This is a genomic window from Gemmatimonadaceae bacterium (assembly GCA_036003045.1).
Lineage (GTDB): Bacteria > Gemmatimonadota > Gemmatimonadetes > Gemmatimonadales > Gemmatimonadaceae > JAQBQB01.
In genome coordinates this window covers 1-17,180 of sequence record DASYSS010000042.1, presented here as the reverse complement: position 1 = coordinate 17,180, position 17,180 = coordinate 1, and the positions used below count along the sequence as shown (strand labels likewise).

The following is a 17,180-nucleotide window of genomic DNA, read 5'->3' as shown; positions in this document are numbered from 1 at the left end:
GATGACGATCGGCACCGAGCGCGCGCAGACTTCGGGCGCGACTCTCGCCGCGGCGTCGAACGGTGCGCCGGCCGTGGTGCGAATCGGCGCCCAAGACAACGTCGCGGTCGCGCTGCGGCCGGTCGTCGCGGGTGAACGCGTGACCGTCGACGATTCGAGCGTCGTATCGCGCGCGGAGATCGCGCCGGGACACAAGATCGCGCTCGAGGCCATCCGCGCCGGCGATTCCGTCGTGAAGTTCGGCGTTCCGATCGGCGTCGCGACCGAGGCGATCGCCGCCGGCGATTGGGTGCACTCACACAATCTGAGAACTGCTCTCTCCGGCGTCGTCGACTATCAGTATGCGCCGTCTCTAGCGCCATCGAGTCAACCCACGGCCATGCCCACGTTCAACGGCTATCGGCGGCCGAACGGCAAGGTCGGCACTCGCAACGAACTGTGGGTGCTCAACACCGTCGGCTGCGTCAACCACGCGGCCGAGCGGATCGCGCGGCAGGCTGCGGAGCGGTTCTCCGGCACATTGGACGGCGTGCACGCATTCGCGCATCCATATGGATGCAGCCAGCTCGGCGACGACCTCTCGCACACCCAACACGTGCTCGCCGGCTTGATGCGTCATCCCAATGCCGGCGGCGTGCTCGTTCTCGGGTTGGGCTGCGAGAACAACCAGCTCAACGCGCTGCTCCACCTCGCCGGCGACGTCGACCGCAGCCGCCTCGCGTTCTTCAACACGCAGGACGTGATCGACGAATTGGAGGAAGGCACGGGCGCCGTCGCGAAGCTCGTCGAGCGCATGGCCGCCGACAAGCGTGTCGATTGTCCGGCGAGCGATCTCGTGCTCGGACACAAGTGCGGCGGCTCGGACGGATTCAGCGGGATCAGCGCCAATCCGTTGCTCGGTAGGCTGGCCGACCGGCTCACGTCGCTCGGCGGCGGCGTGATTCTCACGGAAGTGCCGGAGATGTTCGGCGCCGAGCAACTGCTCATGAATCGCGCCGAGAGCGCATTGGTTTTCAATGACATCGTGGCGATGATCAACGACTTTAAGAGCTATTTTGTTCGCCACGGCCAGCCGATCTACGAGAATCCGTCGCCGGGAAACAAGGCGGGCGGGCTCACAACGCTCGAGGAGAAATCGCTCGGAGCGATTCAGAAGGGCGGGCGGGGGACCATCTCGCGCGTGCTGCGATACGGCGACCCGCTGCCGCCGGCCGCGCGCGGCGTATCGCTGCTCGAGTCGCCGGGCAACGACGCGGTTTCGTCGACGGCGATGGTGGTGAGCGGCGCGACGCTCCTCCTGTTCACGACGGGGCGTGGTACGCCGCTGGGTTTTCCCGTGCCGACGATCAAAGTCTCGTCGAACAGCGACATCGCGCAGCGCAAACCGCATTGGATCGATTTCGACGCCGGGCGTTTGCTCGGCGGGGCGACGAGCGCAGCGCAGCTCGATGACGAGCTCTTCGCGTTCGTGCTCGATGTGGCGTCGGGATCTCGCCTCGCGAAGAACGAGACGAACGACTATCGCGAGATCGCGATCTGGAAGGATGGAGTCACGCTCTAGATGAACGCACCGCCGAGGCTTTCACGCGAGCTCGTGGCGTCGCCGTTCATGGCGGACCGCGTCGACGTGGAAGCACCGCCGCCGGGAGCGCTCGATCTGCCCGAGCGCGTCGTGCAGTTCGGGACCGGCGCTTTTTTGCGCGGGTTCGCCGCGTGGTTCATCGACGAAGCGAATCGCGCCGGCCGGTTCGGGGGATCGATCGTCGCGATCGCGTCGACCGACAGCAAGCGCGACGCCGTGCTGAACGCGCAGGACGGATTGTACACGCTGGCGATTCAGGGCGGTTCCACTCACGTCGGACCCGAGCGGCCGCGAAATCGGATCATCGCGTCGCTGAGCCGCGCGCTGTCGGCGGGGACGCAGTGGGACGACGTGCTGAAGCTCGCACGCGATCCGAACATCCAGCTCGTGATCTCGAATACGACGGAGGTTGGGCTCACGCTCGACGCCGCCGACGCGCCCGACGCGAATCCGCCTCGTTCGTTCCCGGCGAAGCTCACGCGATTTCTCCGGGAGCGCGCCCGCGCGTTTGACTACGACGCGTCGCGCGGCCTCGTCGTTCTCCCGTGCGAGCTCGTGGACGACAACGGTGCCATCCTCGAGCGCCTCGTGCGCGAGACGGCGGCTTCATGGCGGCTCGGCACGAGATTCAGTGGCTGGATGGATCAGGCGGTCGTGTTCTGCAACACGCTCGTCGACCGAATCGTTCCGGGCGCGCCGTCGCGCGCAGAGATCGACCGGTTCGAGCGGGTGCACGGCTATCGTGACGGCATGCTGACGGCGTGCGAGAGCTACGCGCTCTTCGCGATCGAAGGCGACGACGACCTGCGCGCGCGGCTCCAGTTTCCCGGCGAGGATCCGCGAGTCGTCGTCGCCCCCGACATTCGGCCGTATCGTGAGCGAAAGATCCGCCTGCTGAACGGGGGACACACGATCGTCGTGCCGGTGGCGCTGCTCGCGGGTCTCGTGACCGTGCGCGACGCCGTGCGCGACCGTCGGGTCGGCGCGTTTCTCCGCCGCGCCATGCTCGACGAGATCGCGCCAAATCTCGATGCTCCGGGCGCGGAAGCCTTCGCCAGCGACGTGCTACGGCGGTTCGACAACGCGTACATCGACCACGCGCTTGTCGACATCACGCTGCACGGCACTACCAAGATGCGCGTCCGCGTCGTGCCGTCGATCCTGGCGGCCGCGTCGCGAACGGGCCGGCCGCCGGCCGCGTTGGCCTTCGGTTTCGCGGCCTTTCTCGCCTTCATGCGCGGTGACGTGCAAGCCGAGCGACGGTCCGCGGGACTGGCCGTGCCGCCGGATGCCGAGGGAGAGCGCGTCCGCACCGTCTGGCAGTCGCTCACGCCGCGTACCGAGGACGAGTTCCTGGAGCTCGCCCGGCGTGTGTGTGCGGACGAATCGCTCTGGGGCACGGATCTGGCCGCGATCCCCGCTTTCGTCGAGTTGGTCGGCGAGCACCTCATGCGAATCTGCGCGAACGGGGTACTTTCAGCGCTCGACGCCCAGCTCACGGAATCGGTGACGCTCACATGACAGTTCCCGCCCCGCGCTCGACAGCCGAAATGATGCCCGACCGCCTGCGCGCCGCGCGCGTCGTGCCGGTCATCACGATCGACGATCCCGACGACGCCGTCCCGCTCGCGCGCGCTCTCTCGACCGGCGGCCTGACGTGCGCCGAAATCACGTTTCGCACGCCGCGCGCCGCGGAAGCGATTCGACGAATCTCGGCCGAGGCGCCGGATCTACTCGCCGGTGCCGGCACGGTGCTGACGCCCGCGCAGGTCGATGCCGCGCGCGACGCCGGCGCGCAATTCGTCGTCGCGCCGGGACTCAATCCGCGAGTCGTCGAGCACTGCAAGGCGCTCGGGCTTCCCGTGTACCCGGGCATCGCGACGCCGACGGAGGTGGAGGCGGCGCTCGAGCTGGGCCTCACCACACTCAAGTTCTTTCCCGCCGAACCGATGGGTGGACTCGGCTACCTGAAAGCGATCGCGGCGCCGTTCGTCGGCGTGAACTTCATGCCGACGGGGGGAGTCAGCGCCACGAACGTCGCGGCGTATCTCGCGTTCGATCGCGTCGTCGCGTGCGGCGGGTCGTGGATGGCGCCCACCGACTGGATCGCCGCGAAACAGTTCGACCGCATTCGCGAGGAGTCGCGCCGCGCGTCGGACATCGCGCACGGGCGCGCGCAGGCGGCGGTCGCCCCGGCCGGAGCGTTCGCGTGAGCTGCGTCGTCGCGCTCGGCGAGGTGATGTTGCGACTCAAATCGCCGGCGTTCGAGCGGCTGTTCCAGTCGCCGACGCTCGAGGCGACGTTCGGCGGGGCCGAGGCGAACGTCGCGGCGTCGCTCGCGCAATTCGGCATTCACGCCCGATTCGTGAGCGCGGTGCCGGCGAACAACGTCGGCGATGCGTGCCTCTCCTCGCTCCGCGCGTTCGGCGTCGACGTTTCGGCCGTACGCCGATCCGGAGAACGACTCGGCGTCTATTTTCTCGAGAACGGAACGAACCAACGTCCGTCGCGCGTCACGTACGACCGCGCCGGGTCGTCCATCGCGTCGGCTCGGGCGGCGGACTTCGATTGGAACGCGGTCTTCGCGGACGCGGACTGGTTCCACATCACCGGCGTGACGCCGGCGATCAGCGCTTCGGCGGCCGAGTTGTCGGTCGCGGCGGCCAAGACGGCGCGAGAGCGCGGCCTTACCGTCTCGTGCGACTTCAACTTCCGGAAGAGCCTCTGGAAGTACGGCAAGCGCGCCCCCGAAGTGATGCGCGAGCTCGTGAGCTTCGCGACCATCGGCGTGGCGAACGAAGAAGACTGTCAGAACGCGCTCGGCATCGAGGCTGACGTGAACGTCGAGGGCGGCGACTTGGCGCACGAGAAATACCGTGCTCTCGCCGAGAAGGTGCTGGCCGCTTTTCCGAAGCTGGAGAAGCTCGCGATCACGCTGCGGGAAAGTCACAGCGCGGATCACAACGGCTGGAGCGCCGTGCTGCACAACCGGAAGCAGATGCTCGGGAGCCGGCATTACGACATCGCCGACATCGTGGATCGTGTCGGCGCCGGCGACTCGTTCGCGGCCGGCCTGATCTATGGATTACGGCAGTATCGCGACGACGGCAAGGCACTCGAGTTCGCGACCGCGGCGTCGTGCCTCAAGCACTCGATCTCCGGCGACATCAATCGTGTCGGCGTCGCCGAGGTCGAAGCGTTGATGGCCGGCGACGCGAGCGGCCGAGTGAAGCGCTAGAGGCGGAGGAGAGAGGACCGATGGCGACCCCAGTCGATACGCGGCGAGACACGACGGAATCGGAGCTGACGGCGTCCGGTGCCGCCGGGGGTGCGCTCGCCGGGAGCGGTGCGCTCGCCAAGGTGGGACGGTATCGCTGGACGATCTGCGCGCTGCTCTTCTTCGCGACGACGATCAACTACATCGACCGCCAAGTCATCGGCATCCTCGGCCCGACGCTCCAGCGCGATCTTGGATGGAACGAGCAGCAGTTCGCCGACGTCGTGTCGTGGTTCACGATCGCGTACGCGATCGGGTTCCTGTTCGCCGGGCGCATCATGGACCGCTTCGGCACGCGGCGCGGCTTTGCCGGGTCGGTCACGGTGTGGAGTCTATCCGCGATGGGAATGGCGCTCGCGCGGACGGCATCGGGTTTCAGCATCGCTCGCTTCGTCCTCGGCCTTGGCGAGTCAGGAAACTTCCCGGCGTCGATCAAGACGGTCGCCGAATGGTTCCCGTCGCGCGAACGCGCGCTGGCGACCGGCGTGTTCAACGCGGGGTCGAACGTCGGCGCGATCATCACGCCGATCCTCGTGCCGTGGATCGCGCTCAACTGGGGATGGCGGCCGGCGTTCATCGCGACGGGTGCGCTCGGATTCCTGTGGCTGATTCCGTGGCTCATGATCTATCGGCCGCCGCGCGAGCACCCGAAGTGCGGCCCCGCCGAGTTGGCGCACATCTCGAGCGAGCCGGTCGAATCGGGGAGGGGGAAGCGCGTCCGGTGGACACAGCTGGTGCGCCACCGCCAGACGTGGGCGTTCGCCGTCGGCAAGCTGATGACGGACCCCATCTGGTGGTTCTATCTATACTGGCTGCCGAAGTTTCTCGACTCGCGATACGGCATCAAGCTGTCGCAGATCGCGATGCCGCTCATCGTCATCTATCTGCTCGCCGACGTCGGCTCGGTGTTCGGCGGATATCTCTCCGGCGCGTTTATCAAGCGCGGCTGGTCGGTGAACGCGGGGCGGAAGACGACGATGCTCATCGCGGCGCTGGTGATCGTGCCGACGATGTTCGCGCCGTCGGCGACGAACATGTGGGTCGCGGTCGTGATCGTCGGCGTGGCGGCGGCGGCGCACCAATGGTGGTCAGCGAACATCTTCACGCTGTCGAGCGACATGTTCCCGCAGTACGCGGTCGGCTCGGTGGTCGGCATCGGCGGATTCTTCGGCGCGATCGGCGGTACGCTGTTCCAGCGCGGCACGGGCTGGGTGCTGCAGCACAACGGCAGCAACTACACGCCGATCTTCTTCGTGTGCGGCACGGCGTACGTCGCCGCGCTGATCGTGATTCATCTTCTCGCGCCGCGGCTCGAGCGCGCGTCGCTCGACAAAGACACTGCCGCCGACAGGGACTGAGCCGATCATGACGACCAGGCGCGATTTTCTTCGAGCGCTCGGCGCCGGCGCCGCGGTGATGACGCCACTCGGCGCGGCGGGTTGCAACGCGAGCCCGACACCGTCGCCTCGGCCCTCGGCCGACCGGGGATGGGAGCTCGTGCCGGAGATTCTCGCGCGGATCAAACCGCCGGTGTTTCCCGATCGCGAGTTCGACATCACGCGCTTCGGCGCGGTCGGCGACGGCCGGACTGACGCGACGCAGGCGATCGGTCGCGCGATCGCGGCCTGCACGAGCGCCGGTGGTGGACGCGTCGTCGTGCCGGCGGGGCGCTTCGCGACGGGGCCGATTCATCTCCGGAGCAACGTCGAGCTGCACGTCGTGCGCGACGCGACGCTGCTCTTCGACCGTGATCCGCGCCGCTACCTGCCCGCCGTGCTGACGCGGTTCGAGGGCACGGAGCTGATGAACTATTCGCCGTTCATCTATGCGTTCGATCAGCAGAACGTCGCGATCACGGGCGAGGGCACGCTCGACGGCCAGGCCGATCGTGCGCACTGGTGGCCGTGGAAGGGATCGGCGGACTTCGGTTGGTCGCGCGGCGCTCCGAACTACAACGCGTCGCGTCAACGGCTGCTCGAGATGGCCGAGCGCGGCGAAGCGGTCGAGCGACGCCGGTTCGGCGAGGGCGACTATCTCCGCCCGCCGTTCATCCAGCCGTACCGCTGCCGCAACGTGCTGATCGAGAACGTGTCGATCGTGAATTCGCCGATGTGGGAGATCAATCCCGTGTTGTGCGAGAACGTCACGGTGCGCGGCGTGAAGATCTCCAGCCTCGGGCCGAACAACGACGGCTGCAATCCTGAGTCGAGCCGCGACGTGTTGATCGAGCGCTGCGTGTTCAACACCGGCGACGACTGCATCGCGATCAAGTCGGGGCGCAACGCCGACGGCCGCAGGGTGAAGACACCGAGCCAGAACATCATCGTCCGCAACTGCGAGATGCGCGACGGTCACGGCGGCGTCACGATCGGGAGCGAGATCTCGGGCGGGTGCTGGAACGTGTTCGCCCACGATTGCCGCATGGACAGCCCGCGTCTGGACAACGTGCTGCGCATCAAGAACAACGCGATGCGCGGAGGCGTGGTTCGCGACATCTACATGCGCGACGTCACGGTGGGACAGCTGGCCAACGCCGTGCTCTCGATCGACTTCACCTACGAAGAGGGCGCAAAGGGCTCGTTCACACCGATCGCGCGCGACATCGCTATGCGGAACGTCACGAGCCGCGAGAGCAAGTACGGTCTCTACCTACGAGGCTTCGCCAACGCGCCGATCGAACGGGTGCGCGTCGTCGACTGCCACTTCGGTGGCGTCGAGAACGGGAACGTGCTGGAGCACGTGAACGGACTCGATACCGCGGGCACGACGATCAACGGAGCGCCGGTGCGGTGAACAGTCGCGCGCTGGTGATCGCGCTCGCGCTGCCTGCGTTGGCGCAGACGCAGAGCCCGGCGCGGCAGAATCCGGCCGGCCAGCAAGCGTGGTCGCTGCGCGTCGCGCAATCCGTCATGCGGCGAAGCCCGGTCGCCGTCTTTGACAGGTGGGATTACACCGCGGGCCTCGTGCTTCTCGCGACACAGCGGCTCGCCGCGCAGACGGGCGACGCGCGCCTGGCCGACTACGTGAAGCGCAGCATCGACTCTCTCGTCATGCCGGACGGCACGATCAAGACGTATCGCCAGGCCGACTTCAACCTCGACCAGATCAACGAGGGTCGCGTTCTCTTCGCGCTCTCGGACGCGACCCATGACCCGCGGTACCAGCGTGCCGCCGACCAGCTGCGCGCGCAGCTCTCTGCCCAGCCGCGAACCGCCGGCGGCGGCTTCTGGCACAAGCAGATCTACCCCGAGCAGATGTGGCTCGACGGCTTGTACATGGCCGAGCCCTTCTACGCGCAATACGCGCAGCGCCACGCCGACACGGCGGCGATGACCGACGTCTCGCGCCAATTCCTGCTCGTCGCGCGGCACCTCCGCGATTCGTCGACTGGACTCTACTACCACGCCTGGGACTCGGCGCATCGGCAACCGTGGGCCGATCCCACGACCGGACGATCGAAGAACATTTGGGGCCGGGCGGTCGGTTGGTATCTCATGGCGGCAGTCGACGTGCTCGACTACATGCCGAAGAATCATCCCAACAGGCCGGCACTCATCCACATCGTGCAGCAACTCGCCGATGCGGTCGCGCGGGTGCAAGACACGAGCGGAGTCTGGTGGCAGGTGCTCGGTCAGCCGAACCGCCCGCGCAATTATCTCGAGGAGTCCGCGTCGGCCATGTTCACGTACTCGTTCGCCAAGGGCGCGCGAATGGGCTACCTGGCGCCCAAGTACCACGCGCTCGCCACGCGCGCCTTTGACGGCATGCTCCGACAATTCGTGACCACGGACGCCGACGGACTCGTTTCGATTCGCGGCATCTGCAAAGTCGCTGGACTCGGCGGCAATCCGCCGCGCGACGGGACGTACGAGTACTACGTCAGTGAGCCTGTCGTGTCCGACGACTACAAGGGCATCGGCGCGTTCATGCTCGCCGCCATCGAGCTGGGACGATGAGCGTTCTCGACGCGTTCTCGCTCGCCGGCAAGACGGCGCTGGTCACGGGGGCGAGCCGGGGGCTCGGTCGCGGCCTGGCGATCGCGCTGGCCGAGGCCGGCGCCGACGTCGCGTGCGCGAGCTCGCGCCCGGACGGCGCGCGCGAGACCGCGGAGTGCGTTCGCTCGTTGGGACGACACGCGTGGACGATCTCCGCCGACCTCGCCGACCGTCGCGCACTCAACGCGATGGCGGATGAAGTGGAGCGCCTCGCGGAGGTGGACATTCTCGTCAACAACGCGGGCGACATCGCGCGGCACCCCGCCGAGAAGTTTCCGATCGACGATTGGGACCGCGTGCTGCGAACCAACCTCGACGCCGCGTGGCTGCTCAGTCAGCGCTTCGGCGCTCGGATGGTCGAGCGCGGATCGGGGGGGGGAAAGATCGTCAACATCGCGTCCGTGCTGTCGTTCAGCGGCGGGCTCACGGTCGCGGCGTACGCGGCGAGCAAGCACGGTATCGTCGGACTGACGAAAGCGCTCGCCAACGAGTGGGCGTCGCGCAACGTGCAGGTCAACGCCATCGCGCCCGGCTATTTCGCCACCGACAACACACAGGCGCTTCGCGAGAACGCGCCGCGCGTCGCGCAGATCAACGCGCGCATACCCGCGGGGCGGTGGGGAGAACCGGCCGATCTCGCGGGCGCCGTCGTGTTCCTCGCGTCGGACGCCGCCAACTACGTCAACGGTCACGTCCTCGTGGTGGACGGCGGCTGGATGGCTCGCTGACGCACGGAAACCGCCATGCATCATCTGCCGGACGCCCAACGGGCGAGACACCTTTCCGCTGACGAGCTGCGCGCGGCGTTTCTCGTGCGCGGGCTGTTCAGCGCGGGTCGGCTCACGCTCAAACACGTCGATCTCGATCGTGTGATCCTCGGCGGAGCAGTGCCACTCGGTGAAACGCTCCCGCTGGATCCTCCCGCGTGGCTCGCGGCCGAGCACTTTCTGGAACGCCGAGAGCTGGGCGTGCTGAACATCGGCGGGCCCGGGGTCGTTCGCGCGGCGGGCACGAGCTTCGAGATGCAGCCGCGCGATGTGGTCTATCTCGGGCGCGGCACGCGCGACGTGTCGTTCGGCAGCTCGAGCGCCGAACGGCCCGCGCGCTTTTACCTCGTCAGCTATCCGGCGCACGCGACGCACCCGTCCGCGCGAATCGCGCGCGCCGACGCCGACGCGTCGGATCTCGGCACCGAGGCGGGTGCCAACCGACGGCGCCTGGCCAAATACATCCACCCCGGTCGCGTGCAGACGGCCCAGCTGCTCATGGGCGTAACGACGTTGGCGACGGGCAACGTGTGGAACACGATGCCGAGTCACCGCCACGTGCGGCGCACCGAGGTCTACCTGTACTTCGATCTACCGGAGAAGGACGTCGTCATGCATCTGCTCGGCGAGCCCGGCGAAACGCGCCACGTGGTCGTGCGGAACGAGGAAGTGGCGCTCTCGCCGGCGTGGTCGATTCACTCGGGGTGCGGCACCGCGGCCTACTCGTTTTGCTGGGCGATGGGCGGCGAGAACCAGGATTTCTCGGACATGCAAGCGGTCGACATGAGGGAACTGAAATGACCCGCCATCTAGGCTTGGTGCTCGCCGGAATCGTCGCCGTCGCTCCCGCTGCCGCCGCGCAGGGAGCCGGATTCGCGGTCAGAGTACAGAACACGCTGACCATCGCCCGCCCCGACGAGACGATCGGCATCCGGTGGGCCGACGTTCGCTCGCACATCCCGAGCGCGGCGCCGGGGTCGGTGCGCGTGCGGTCGAGCGCGGGCGACGAGATCGTGTCGCAGGTCGTCGACAACGACGGCGACGGGACGGTGGACGAGTTGATCTTCCAAGGGTCCTTCACGGCGGGCGAAGCGAAGCGGTTCATCGTCGAGAGCGGGGCGCCGGGATTTGCCCAGCCGAAGCTTCGCGCCTATGCCGTTCACGAGGACCCGCGCGACGACGTCGCGTGGGAGAGCGATCGCATCGCGTTTCGCATCTACGGCCAGGGACTCTGGAAGGTCGACTCGCTCAACAGCAGCGGCGTCGACATTTGGGTCAAGCGCGTGCGCGATCCGATCGTCGACAAGTGGTACGCCAAGGGCCACGACGAGTACCACCACGACAACGGCGAAGGCGCCGACTTCTTCGACGTCGGCGAATCGCTCGGCGCCGGTGGGACGGGGATCTGGCGCGGCGATAAGCTGTATCGCGCGCTCAACTTCAAGGGATGGCGCGTCATCGCGCCGGGGCCGGTGCGGGCGATCTTCGAGCTGCAGTATCAGCCGTGGGACGCCGCGGGACTGCGTGTGTCGGAAACGAAGCGTGTCTCGCTCGACGCGGGGCACAACCTCAACCACGTCGTCAGCATCTTCAAGACGGACGACGCCTCGGCCGACATCCCGTGGGTGACGGGCATCGTGAAGCGCCCCAGCGTCGTCGGGTTCGAGAGCAAGGCGAAGTCGTGGGCGTGGCTCGCAGAGTGGGGGCCGGTCGTTCCGAAAAATGGCGGCCACGGCGATCTCGGCATCGGCATTCTCCTGCCGCGCGACGCGGTCGTCGACTGGAAGGAGACGAACGACCACTACATGGCGGTGTCGCACGCGAAGTCGGGCGAAGCGATGAGCTACTACATCGGCGCCGGTTGGACGGCGAGCGGCGACTTCCACGACGTGCGCGACTGGTGGAACTACCTCGACCAACAGGCGCAGCGCATCGCCACGCCGTTGTCGGTCACGATCGAGGCACGGCCATGAGACGCGTGGGCGTCGCGCTGGCGCTCGCCTGCGTCGCGGCGGCGGCCGCTCGCGCTCAGGACACGCGCAACGTCGTCGAGCCGAAGCGTCCGGAGTCGTGCGCTGTCCTCAATGCCGAGTTGTCGCCCGTCGCGGACACGACGATCGCCGACGGCGACGAGTCGAAGCTCGACACGCGTCGCATTCAGGCGGCCATCGACCATTGCGGGGCGGGGCGTGCCGTCGTGTTGCGCGCCGCCGGCGCGAAACGCGCGTTTCTCAGTGGGCCGCTCACGCTGCAGCGAGGTGTGACGCTCCTCGTCGACACGAATGCCATTCTCTTCGGCTCGCGCGACCCGCGCGAGTACGACATCGACGGCCGTTGCGGTACCGTGGACGAGAAGGGTCACGGCTGCAAGCCGCTCATCGCGGCAAACGGCGCCGTCGGCGTCGGCGTCATGGGCCCGGGGACGATCGACGGGCGGGGCTGGGCCAAGCTGCTCGGCAAGAACGTCTCGTGGTGGGACCTCGCGCAGGACGCGAAGGTGCGCAATCTGTCGCAGAGCTGCCCGCGCCTCATCGTGCTCACGAAATCGGACGGCGCGGTGCTGTACGATGTCACGCTCAAGAACTCGGGCAACTTCCACGTCGTGTTCGACCACGGGTCCGGATTCACGGTGTGGGGCATCCGCATCGACACGCGCGATCCGCGGGCCCGAAACACGGACGGCGTCGATCCGACGAGCGCGACGAACGTCACGATCACCCACAGCTACATCAATACCGGCGACGACGACGTGGCGATCAAGGCGGGGAAGGTCGCCAGCACGCACATGACGGTCTCGCACAACCATTTCTATCGCGGCCACGGCATGTCAATCGGCAGCGAGACGGACGGCGGCGCGAGCGCGATTCGCGTATTCGATCTCTCGGTCGAGGGCGCGGACAACGGACTGCGCATCAAGTCGAACGCGAGCCGAGGTGGGTTGGTCCGCGATATCGAATATCGCGATGTTTGCATCCGGCGCACGAAAGAGCCAATTCTAATGGACACGCACTACACGGCGTCGCCGGAGACCACGGGCAAGCTGATCCCCGAGTACCGCGACATCCGTCTCGCCGACGTGCGCGTGCTCGACGGCGGGAAGGTGACCCTCGACGGGTACGACGCTTCGCGCCGCCTCGAGATCGCGTTCAACAACGTCGTGTTCGACGACCCGAAGGCGATCACGTTGCTCGCCCAACACGTCACGCTTACTCGTGGACCGGGGCCGTCGAACCTCACGGTCGCCGGCGAGGACGTGAAGCTCACCGGCACACCGTCGGACGCGCCGCCGAATGCGTGCACCGGGAAGTTCGTCCCGATGCCGGCGATGGCGTCGGCCGGCAGCTCGGGGGGGGCGCATTACGCGGCCGTCGTCGACGCGAAGTTTCGAGGGACGGACGGCGATAGCTCGACCGGCACGCCGACCTTTCACACACTCGGCGCGGCGCTGACGGCACTTCCACCGAACGGCGTTGGGCGCGCGGCGATCCTGATGAAGAATGGTCGCTACCACGAGAAGCTCACCATTGATCGGCCCTACGTCTCACTGGTCGGGGAAAGCCGAGACGGCACGATCCTCTCGTACGACGCGGCCGCCGACACGCCGAATCCCGGTGGCGGCACGTACGGCACGCGCGGCAGCTTCACGCTTCGCGTCGTGGCGCCTGATTTCCGCGCCGAAAACCTCACGGTCGAAAACGCATTCGACTATCCGGCCAATGTCGCCAAGCCCGATAGCGACAGAACGAAGCTCAAGAACATGCAAGCCGTCGCGCTGATGCTCGACCTGGGCTCCGACCGCGCGACGTTCGTGAACGTGAAGATCACCGGCTTCCAGGACACGCTCTTTCCAAACTCGGGCCGCAGCTATTTCGCGCGCTGCGAGGTGTGGGGGCACGTCGACTTCATCTTTGGTGCCGGGCAGGCGGTGTTCGACGACTGCGACATCGTGTCGCGCGATCGCGGGAGCAAGACGAACAACGGATACGTGACGGCGGCGAGCACCGACCTCGGCCAGCCCTACGGCTTTCTCTTTCTGCGCAGCCGCTTGAAGAAGGAGCGGCCGTCGATGTCACCGAATTCGGTGACGCTCGGCCGGCCGTGGCATCCGTTCGCCAACCCGCGCGCCGTGGCGAGCGTGGCCTTCATAGCCTGCTGGATGGACGACCACATCGGCGAGCGCGGGTGGGATCGGATGTCGTCGGTCGACTCGACCGGCACGCGTGTGTGGTACGAGCCTGCGTCGGCACGTTTCGCGGAGTATGGAACGAAGGGTCCGGGCGCCGTGCACAGCGAGGCGCGTCGTGTGCTGAGCGAAACGGACGCCGCGCGCTACACCGTGGGCGCGGTGCTGTCGGGCTGGACGCCGCTCATCGGACAGACGGCTAGATAGCAGCAGGCCGTCCGCGTCCCGATTTGTACGCGTAAGTTCACTCCACTCGTACTGGAACGCGAATCAGCAACCCGTGGTTTCCAGTGGCGCCCCGCACCTCGAGGCGAAGGATGCCCGGGGCCGTCGGCGTATACTCGGCGTCGTAGGTCTCTCCGAGGCTGACGATTTGCTCGGCGATCCGGATCGCGCGGGCCGATGCCGGAAGATCGAACGCGTCCTTGGCGATCGGCTGCCAGCGCACGAGCATCGTGTCTCGCGCGATCGCCGCGACGCTGTCCGGTCGCGCGGTGAGCCAGAACAGCGGTGCGGCTGTTCCGGCGGCGGTTGAGAGATTGAGAAACCGAAAGCGCGCAGCGTGCCCGACGTGAAGCACGATGGTGTCGGGGTTCGTTGTCCCGTCGATCTCGAGCGGGTGTTCTCGGTCGCGTGGTTGTTGTCCCTTGAGAAAAAAAACGTGGTCGTCCGGATCGTTGACGGCGCGCCGCTCGTGCACGATGAGCGCACCCTCGAGCCCCGCGAGCTCTTCGCGCATCTCGTCGACGTGCGTATGGTACATGAACGTGCCGGCGCGCGGCGGTGTGAAGCGCGCAACGAATGAGTCTCCCGGCGCGATCGCGGGAGCCAGATGCGTTCCGGAACCGCTGAACCCCGGCGCGCCGTCCGCATAGCTGTCTTCGACCTCCACGCCATGCCAGTGCACGCTCGTCGGCTGGGCCATGTGGTTCACGATCGTGATCGCGACCGGCTCGCCGCGAACGAGGTCGAGCTGCGGGCTCCAGTCGGTGTGCGTATCGACGCGCCGACCACTCTCCTCGAGCACGAACGACATGCGCGGCAATGTCCCCGCCGTGGCCGGGGTCTCCTCGGCGACGAGTCGAAGGTGTCGCTCCTGTGACGGATGACCCGCGCCGACGGCGCCCGGTCGCGACGCGACGATCGCGCCGATGACGAGGCCGGCCATGTCCCGCATGTCGGGATCGTCGGGCATCGCGATCATCGCGTACGGTGTGTTGTGCAGGGCGAAGTGACAGTGGAACAGCCAATTTCCCGGGCGCTCGGGCGACCAGGTCAGCGACATACTTGCCAGCGCCGTGAGCAGCTGCGTGACGACCAGCTGTCCGCGCGCCGGGCGACTGGTCGAATCGATCAGCGGACCGGACAGCGCGTCGACGCGATAGTAGAAGCCGTGCAGGTGCATCGGATGGTCCTGCGAGGACGCGTTCACCACTCGCCAGTGCAGCGAGTCGCCGACCGTGGCGTGAATCCGGTCCGTCAACGGCCATTCGGTGCCGTTGATCGTATACATGAATCGGCGGCCACGGCATTCACCCAACGCGCGTGCACGATCCCCGGAGGTCGTGTCGTCGCACGCCGACGATAGGGAATCTTCCGTCGCCATGATGACGAAGAGGCGATCGGTTGGATGCGACGTTATGCCGGCGCTGTCGACGACGATCGTGCCGGCGAGCACGCCGGCGATATGCGAGATCTTGCTCGCGCCGTCGGGCAGCGTGCCACGGTAGACGTAGCTGCCCGGCACCGTCGCAGGCGCGGAGAGCGTATCGACCGTGTTGGGCGCGATGATCACGGAATCCATGGCCGTGATGCGGTCCGGCGCACCGTGCACCGCGGCAGGCACGATGAAGGTGAGCGGCTTGTCGAGCGAGTTGCGAATCGTGAGCCGGAGCTGCGTTCCAACGGGGACTCGGAGCAACGGTCCGGGCATGAGTGGTGGTTTACCCTGTTCCGAGAACGCCGCGACCGTCATCGGCTGACGAGTGCCGCTGAAGCGCCACAGGCTGGGCTTTGCCTCGAGCGCAACCGTCAACACGCCATCGTGAAGCATCCCGGCGCTCGTGGTGTTTGGATTCGGGCGCACCTCCGGAGCGGCGGAGCTCACGCTCGTCCGTGCGCCTGCGATGCATGTGACGAGCAAAGAGATGACGGTTACGGCGCGGCGAAGGTTGCGCGTCGGCTGCCGTTTCTGTCCAGTCAGCGTCGTCATCGTACTCCTCTCATAGTCCGGGTTGCGTGGCTCGCCACGCGGCGAGGCCCAGCTGCAAGTGAGTCATATAAGATTGAGGCAGCAGGCCGCGCAACAGCTGCAGATCGCTTGTCAGCTTCAGCGTTCCTCTGAAAGTCAATATGCCGTGAGCACAGCGCGACCACGCGGTCGTTGAGCACGGCCGCTTCTTGCGCAACGACGTTCACCCAGATCGAGAAAACGGCAGCTCCTTCTCCTCGTCTGATCGAGAGCAACTCCGCATCGAAGTCGTCTTCAAGCGCCTCTACGTCGGGGAGACACGAGCGTGTGTTCGAAGGAGGTGGCCCATTCGCGTTACCGGGTGAATGACGCGATCCTGCTACGCCATCGCTCCCAAACGTTGAGTCGGGCGCACCTCCGGTCTTCGGACGTCCAGGTGTTGCTGCAACCACTCCGAGTACGTCCACTGCTCCTTCAACATCCAATAGATGTAGCCACACAGCTTCCGCGCCGCGGCGCTGGTCGCTTTCGGCTTGCCCTTCGCTCGCAGCAGATGGCGATAGTACGCCCCGACCGGCCCAGGCGCCAGCTTGAGCGTTTGTACAATCTCCACGAGAATCCACTTCAGCCAATGATTGCTCATCTTCGCGAGAGGCCCGTGAGTCGTCTTGCCCCCCGAACTCCGCGTCGTCGGCACCAGCCCCGCGTAGGCAGCGAGCTGATGACTTGACGGAAATCGATCGATCGGGCCAATCTCGGCGTGCAGGAATAACGCGCCAAACACGCCCACACCCGGAATCGTCGCCAGTCGCTGCGCGGTCAGATCAGATCGGGCGTCGCGCTTCACCTGAGAGTCGAGCCGCGCGATCTCCTTCGTCAGCACATCGTGCAGGTGCAATAATCGCTGCGTCTCGGCGGCCAAGACGGGCGACAGCGCGACCGCCTCGAGCCATGCGCGACCCGCCTTGCCATACAGATCGCTCCGCGAGAAGAGCTGGTTCTCGGCGGTGAGATGGCCGTGAATGCGATTCTTGATCCGGGTCTGCTCACGGACGAGGAACGCCCGACCGCGGAGCAGTTGTCGCCGCCGGCGCGTGTCGAGGTCCGGCACCCAAATCGTCGGCAGCAAATTGCTGCGAAGCAGTTCGCCGAGTTTCCGGGCATCGATGATGTCCGTCTTCGATC

The 17,180-nt window shown here is 66.8% G+C and carries 13 protein-coding genes; 11 read left to right on the top strand and 2 right to left on the bottom strand.

All coding sequences use genetic code 11. The features are described 5' to 3' along the window. The first annotated feature begins 1 nt into the window (after position 1). From VGQ44_10330 to VGQ44_10280, 11 genes are read left to right on the top strand one after another with little or no spacing between them, the layout of a single operon-like run. Positions 2 to 1,561, top strand: a complete 1,560-nt coding sequence (locus VGQ44_10330) for an altronate dehydratase family protein (protein HEV8447210.1) — start codon at positions 2 to 4, stop codon at positions 1,559 to 1,561. Beyond that, the gene (locus VGQ44_10325) at positions 1,562 to 3,103 is read left to right on the top strand and encodes a tagaturonate reductase (GenBank protein HEV8447209.1); all 1,542 of its coding nucleotides are present in this window, start codon (positions 1,562 to 1,564) and stop codon (positions 3,101 to 3,103) included. It begins immediately after the preceding gene. After that, positions 3,100 to 3,795: a bifunctional 4-hydroxy-2-oxoglutarate aldolase/2-dehydro-3-deoxy-phosphogluconate aldolase gene (locus tag VGQ44_10320; GenBank protein HEV8447208.1), complete on the top strand. Its 696-nt coding sequence runs from the start codon at positions 3,100 to 3,102 to the stop codon at positions 3,793 to 3,795. Before VGQ44_10325 ends, VGQ44_10320 begins: the two co-directional genes overlap by 4 nt. Further along, on the top strand, positions 3,792 to 4,820 hold the full coding sequence (locus VGQ44_10315; GenBank protein HEV8447207.1) for a sugar kinase: 1,029 nt from the start codon (positions 3,792 to 3,794) through the stop codon (positions 4,818 to 4,820). Before VGQ44_10320 ends, VGQ44_10315 begins: the two co-directional genes overlap by 4 nt. Positions 4,821 to 4,840: 20 nt before the next feature. Beyond that, the gene (locus VGQ44_10310) at positions 4,841 to 6,217 is read left to right on the top strand and encodes an MFS transporter (protein ID HEV8447206.1); all 1,377 of its coding nucleotides are present in this window, start codon (positions 4,841 to 4,843) and stop codon (positions 6,215 to 6,217) included. A gap of 7 nt (positions 6,218 to 6,224) precedes the next feature. Further along, positions 6,225 to 7,652, top strand: coding sequence for a glycoside hydrolase family 28 protein (locus VGQ44_10305; GenBank protein ID HEV8447205.1), 1,428 nt, complete (start codon positions 6,225 to 6,227; stop codon positions 7,650 to 7,652). Then, positions 7,649 to 8,815, top strand: a complete 1,167-nt coding sequence (locus VGQ44_10300) for a glycoside hydrolase family 88 protein (GenBank protein ID HEV8447204.1) — start codon at positions 7,649 to 7,651, stop codon at positions 8,813 to 8,815. Before VGQ44_10305 ends, VGQ44_10300 begins: the two co-directional genes overlap by 4 nt. Next, positions 8,812 to 9,582: an SDR family oxidoreductase gene (locus VGQ44_10295; GenBank protein HEV8447203.1), complete on the top strand. Its 771-nt coding sequence runs from the start codon at positions 8,812 to 8,814 to the stop codon at positions 9,580 to 9,582. The genes VGQ44_10300 and VGQ44_10295 overlap by 4 nt, the downstream gene beginning before the upstream one ends. Positions 9,583 to 9,597: 15 nt before the next feature. Continuing rightward, positions 9,598 to 10,422 (top strand): 5-dehydro-4-deoxy-D-glucuronate isomerase, encoded by an 825-nt coding sequence (kduI, locus tag VGQ44_10290; GenBank protein HEV8447202.1) that lies wholly within the window; start codon positions 9,598 to 9,600, stop codon positions 10,420 to 10,422. Beyond that, positions 10,419 to 11,594: a DUF4861 domain-containing protein gene (locus tag VGQ44_10285; GenBank protein ID HEV8447201.1), complete on the top strand. Its 1,176-nt coding sequence runs from the start codon at positions 10,419 to 10,421 to the stop codon at positions 11,592 to 11,594. The genes kduI and VGQ44_10285 overlap by 4 nt, the downstream gene beginning before the upstream one ends. Next, a complete protein-coding gene (locus VGQ44_10280; GenBank protein ID HEV8447200.1) occupies positions 11,591 to 14,011 on the top strand; it encodes a pectinesterase family protein in 2,421 nt (806 codons plus the stop codon). The genes VGQ44_10285 and VGQ44_10280 overlap by 4 nt, the downstream gene beginning before the upstream one ends. A 37-nt stretch (positions 14,012 to 14,048) precedes the next feature. Here VGQ44_10280 and VGQ44_10275 read toward each other — a convergent pair whose 3' ends face one another. After that, complete coding sequence (locus tag VGQ44_10275) at positions 14,049 to 16,016, bottom strand: multicopper oxidase domain-containing protein (protein HEV8447199.1); 1,968 nt, start codon at positions 16,014 to 16,016, stop codon at positions 14,049 to 14,051. A 358-nt stretch (positions 16,017 to 16,374) separates the two neighbouring features. Then, positions 16,375 to 17,180 (bottom strand): IS110 family transposase (locus VGQ44_10270; protein HEV8447198.1); only part of this gene is annotated, 806 nt, incomplete at its 5' end.

Bases quoted from the DNA above. Each gene is read 5' to 3' on its own strand.
- kduI (HEV8447202.1), top strand. From the start codon at position 9,598: ATGCATCATCTGCCGGACGCCCAACGGGCGAGACACCTTTCCGCTGAC.
- VGQ44_10295 (HEV8447203.1), top strand. From the start codon at position 8,812: ATGAGCGTTCTCGACGCGTTCTCGCTCGCCGGCAAGACGGCGCTGGTC.
- VGQ44_10275 (HEV8447199.1), bottom strand. From the start codon at position 16,016: ATGACGACGCTGACTGGACAGAAACGGCAGCCGACGCGCAACCTTCGC.
- VGQ44_10320 (HEV8447208.1), top strand. From the start codon at position 3,100: ATGACAGTTCCCGCCCCGCGCTCGACAGCCGAAATGATGCCCGACCGC.
- VGQ44_10310 (HEV8447206.1), top strand. From the start codon at position 4,841: ATGGCGACCCCAGTCGATACGCGGCGAGACACGACGGAATCGGAGCTG.
- VGQ44_10285 (HEV8447201.1), top strand. From the start codon at position 10,419: ATGACCCGCCATCTAGGCTTGGTGCTCGCCGGAATCGTCGCCGTCGCT.
- VGQ44_10330 (HEV8447210.1), top strand. From the start codon at position 2: ATGACGATCGGCACCGAGCGCGCGCAGACTTCGGGCGCGACTCTCGCC.
- VGQ44_10325 (HEV8447209.1), top strand. From the start codon at position 1,562: ATGAACGCACCGCCGAGGCTTTCACGCGAGCTCGTGGCGTCGCCGTTC.
- VGQ44_10305 (HEV8447205.1), top strand. From the start codon at position 6,225: ATGACGACCAGGCGCGATTTTCTTCGAGCGCTCGGCGCCGGCGCCGCG.
- VGQ44_10280 (HEV8447200.1), top strand. From the start codon at position 11,591: ATGAGACGCGTGGGCGTCGCGCTGGCGCTCGCCTGCGTCGCGGCGGCG.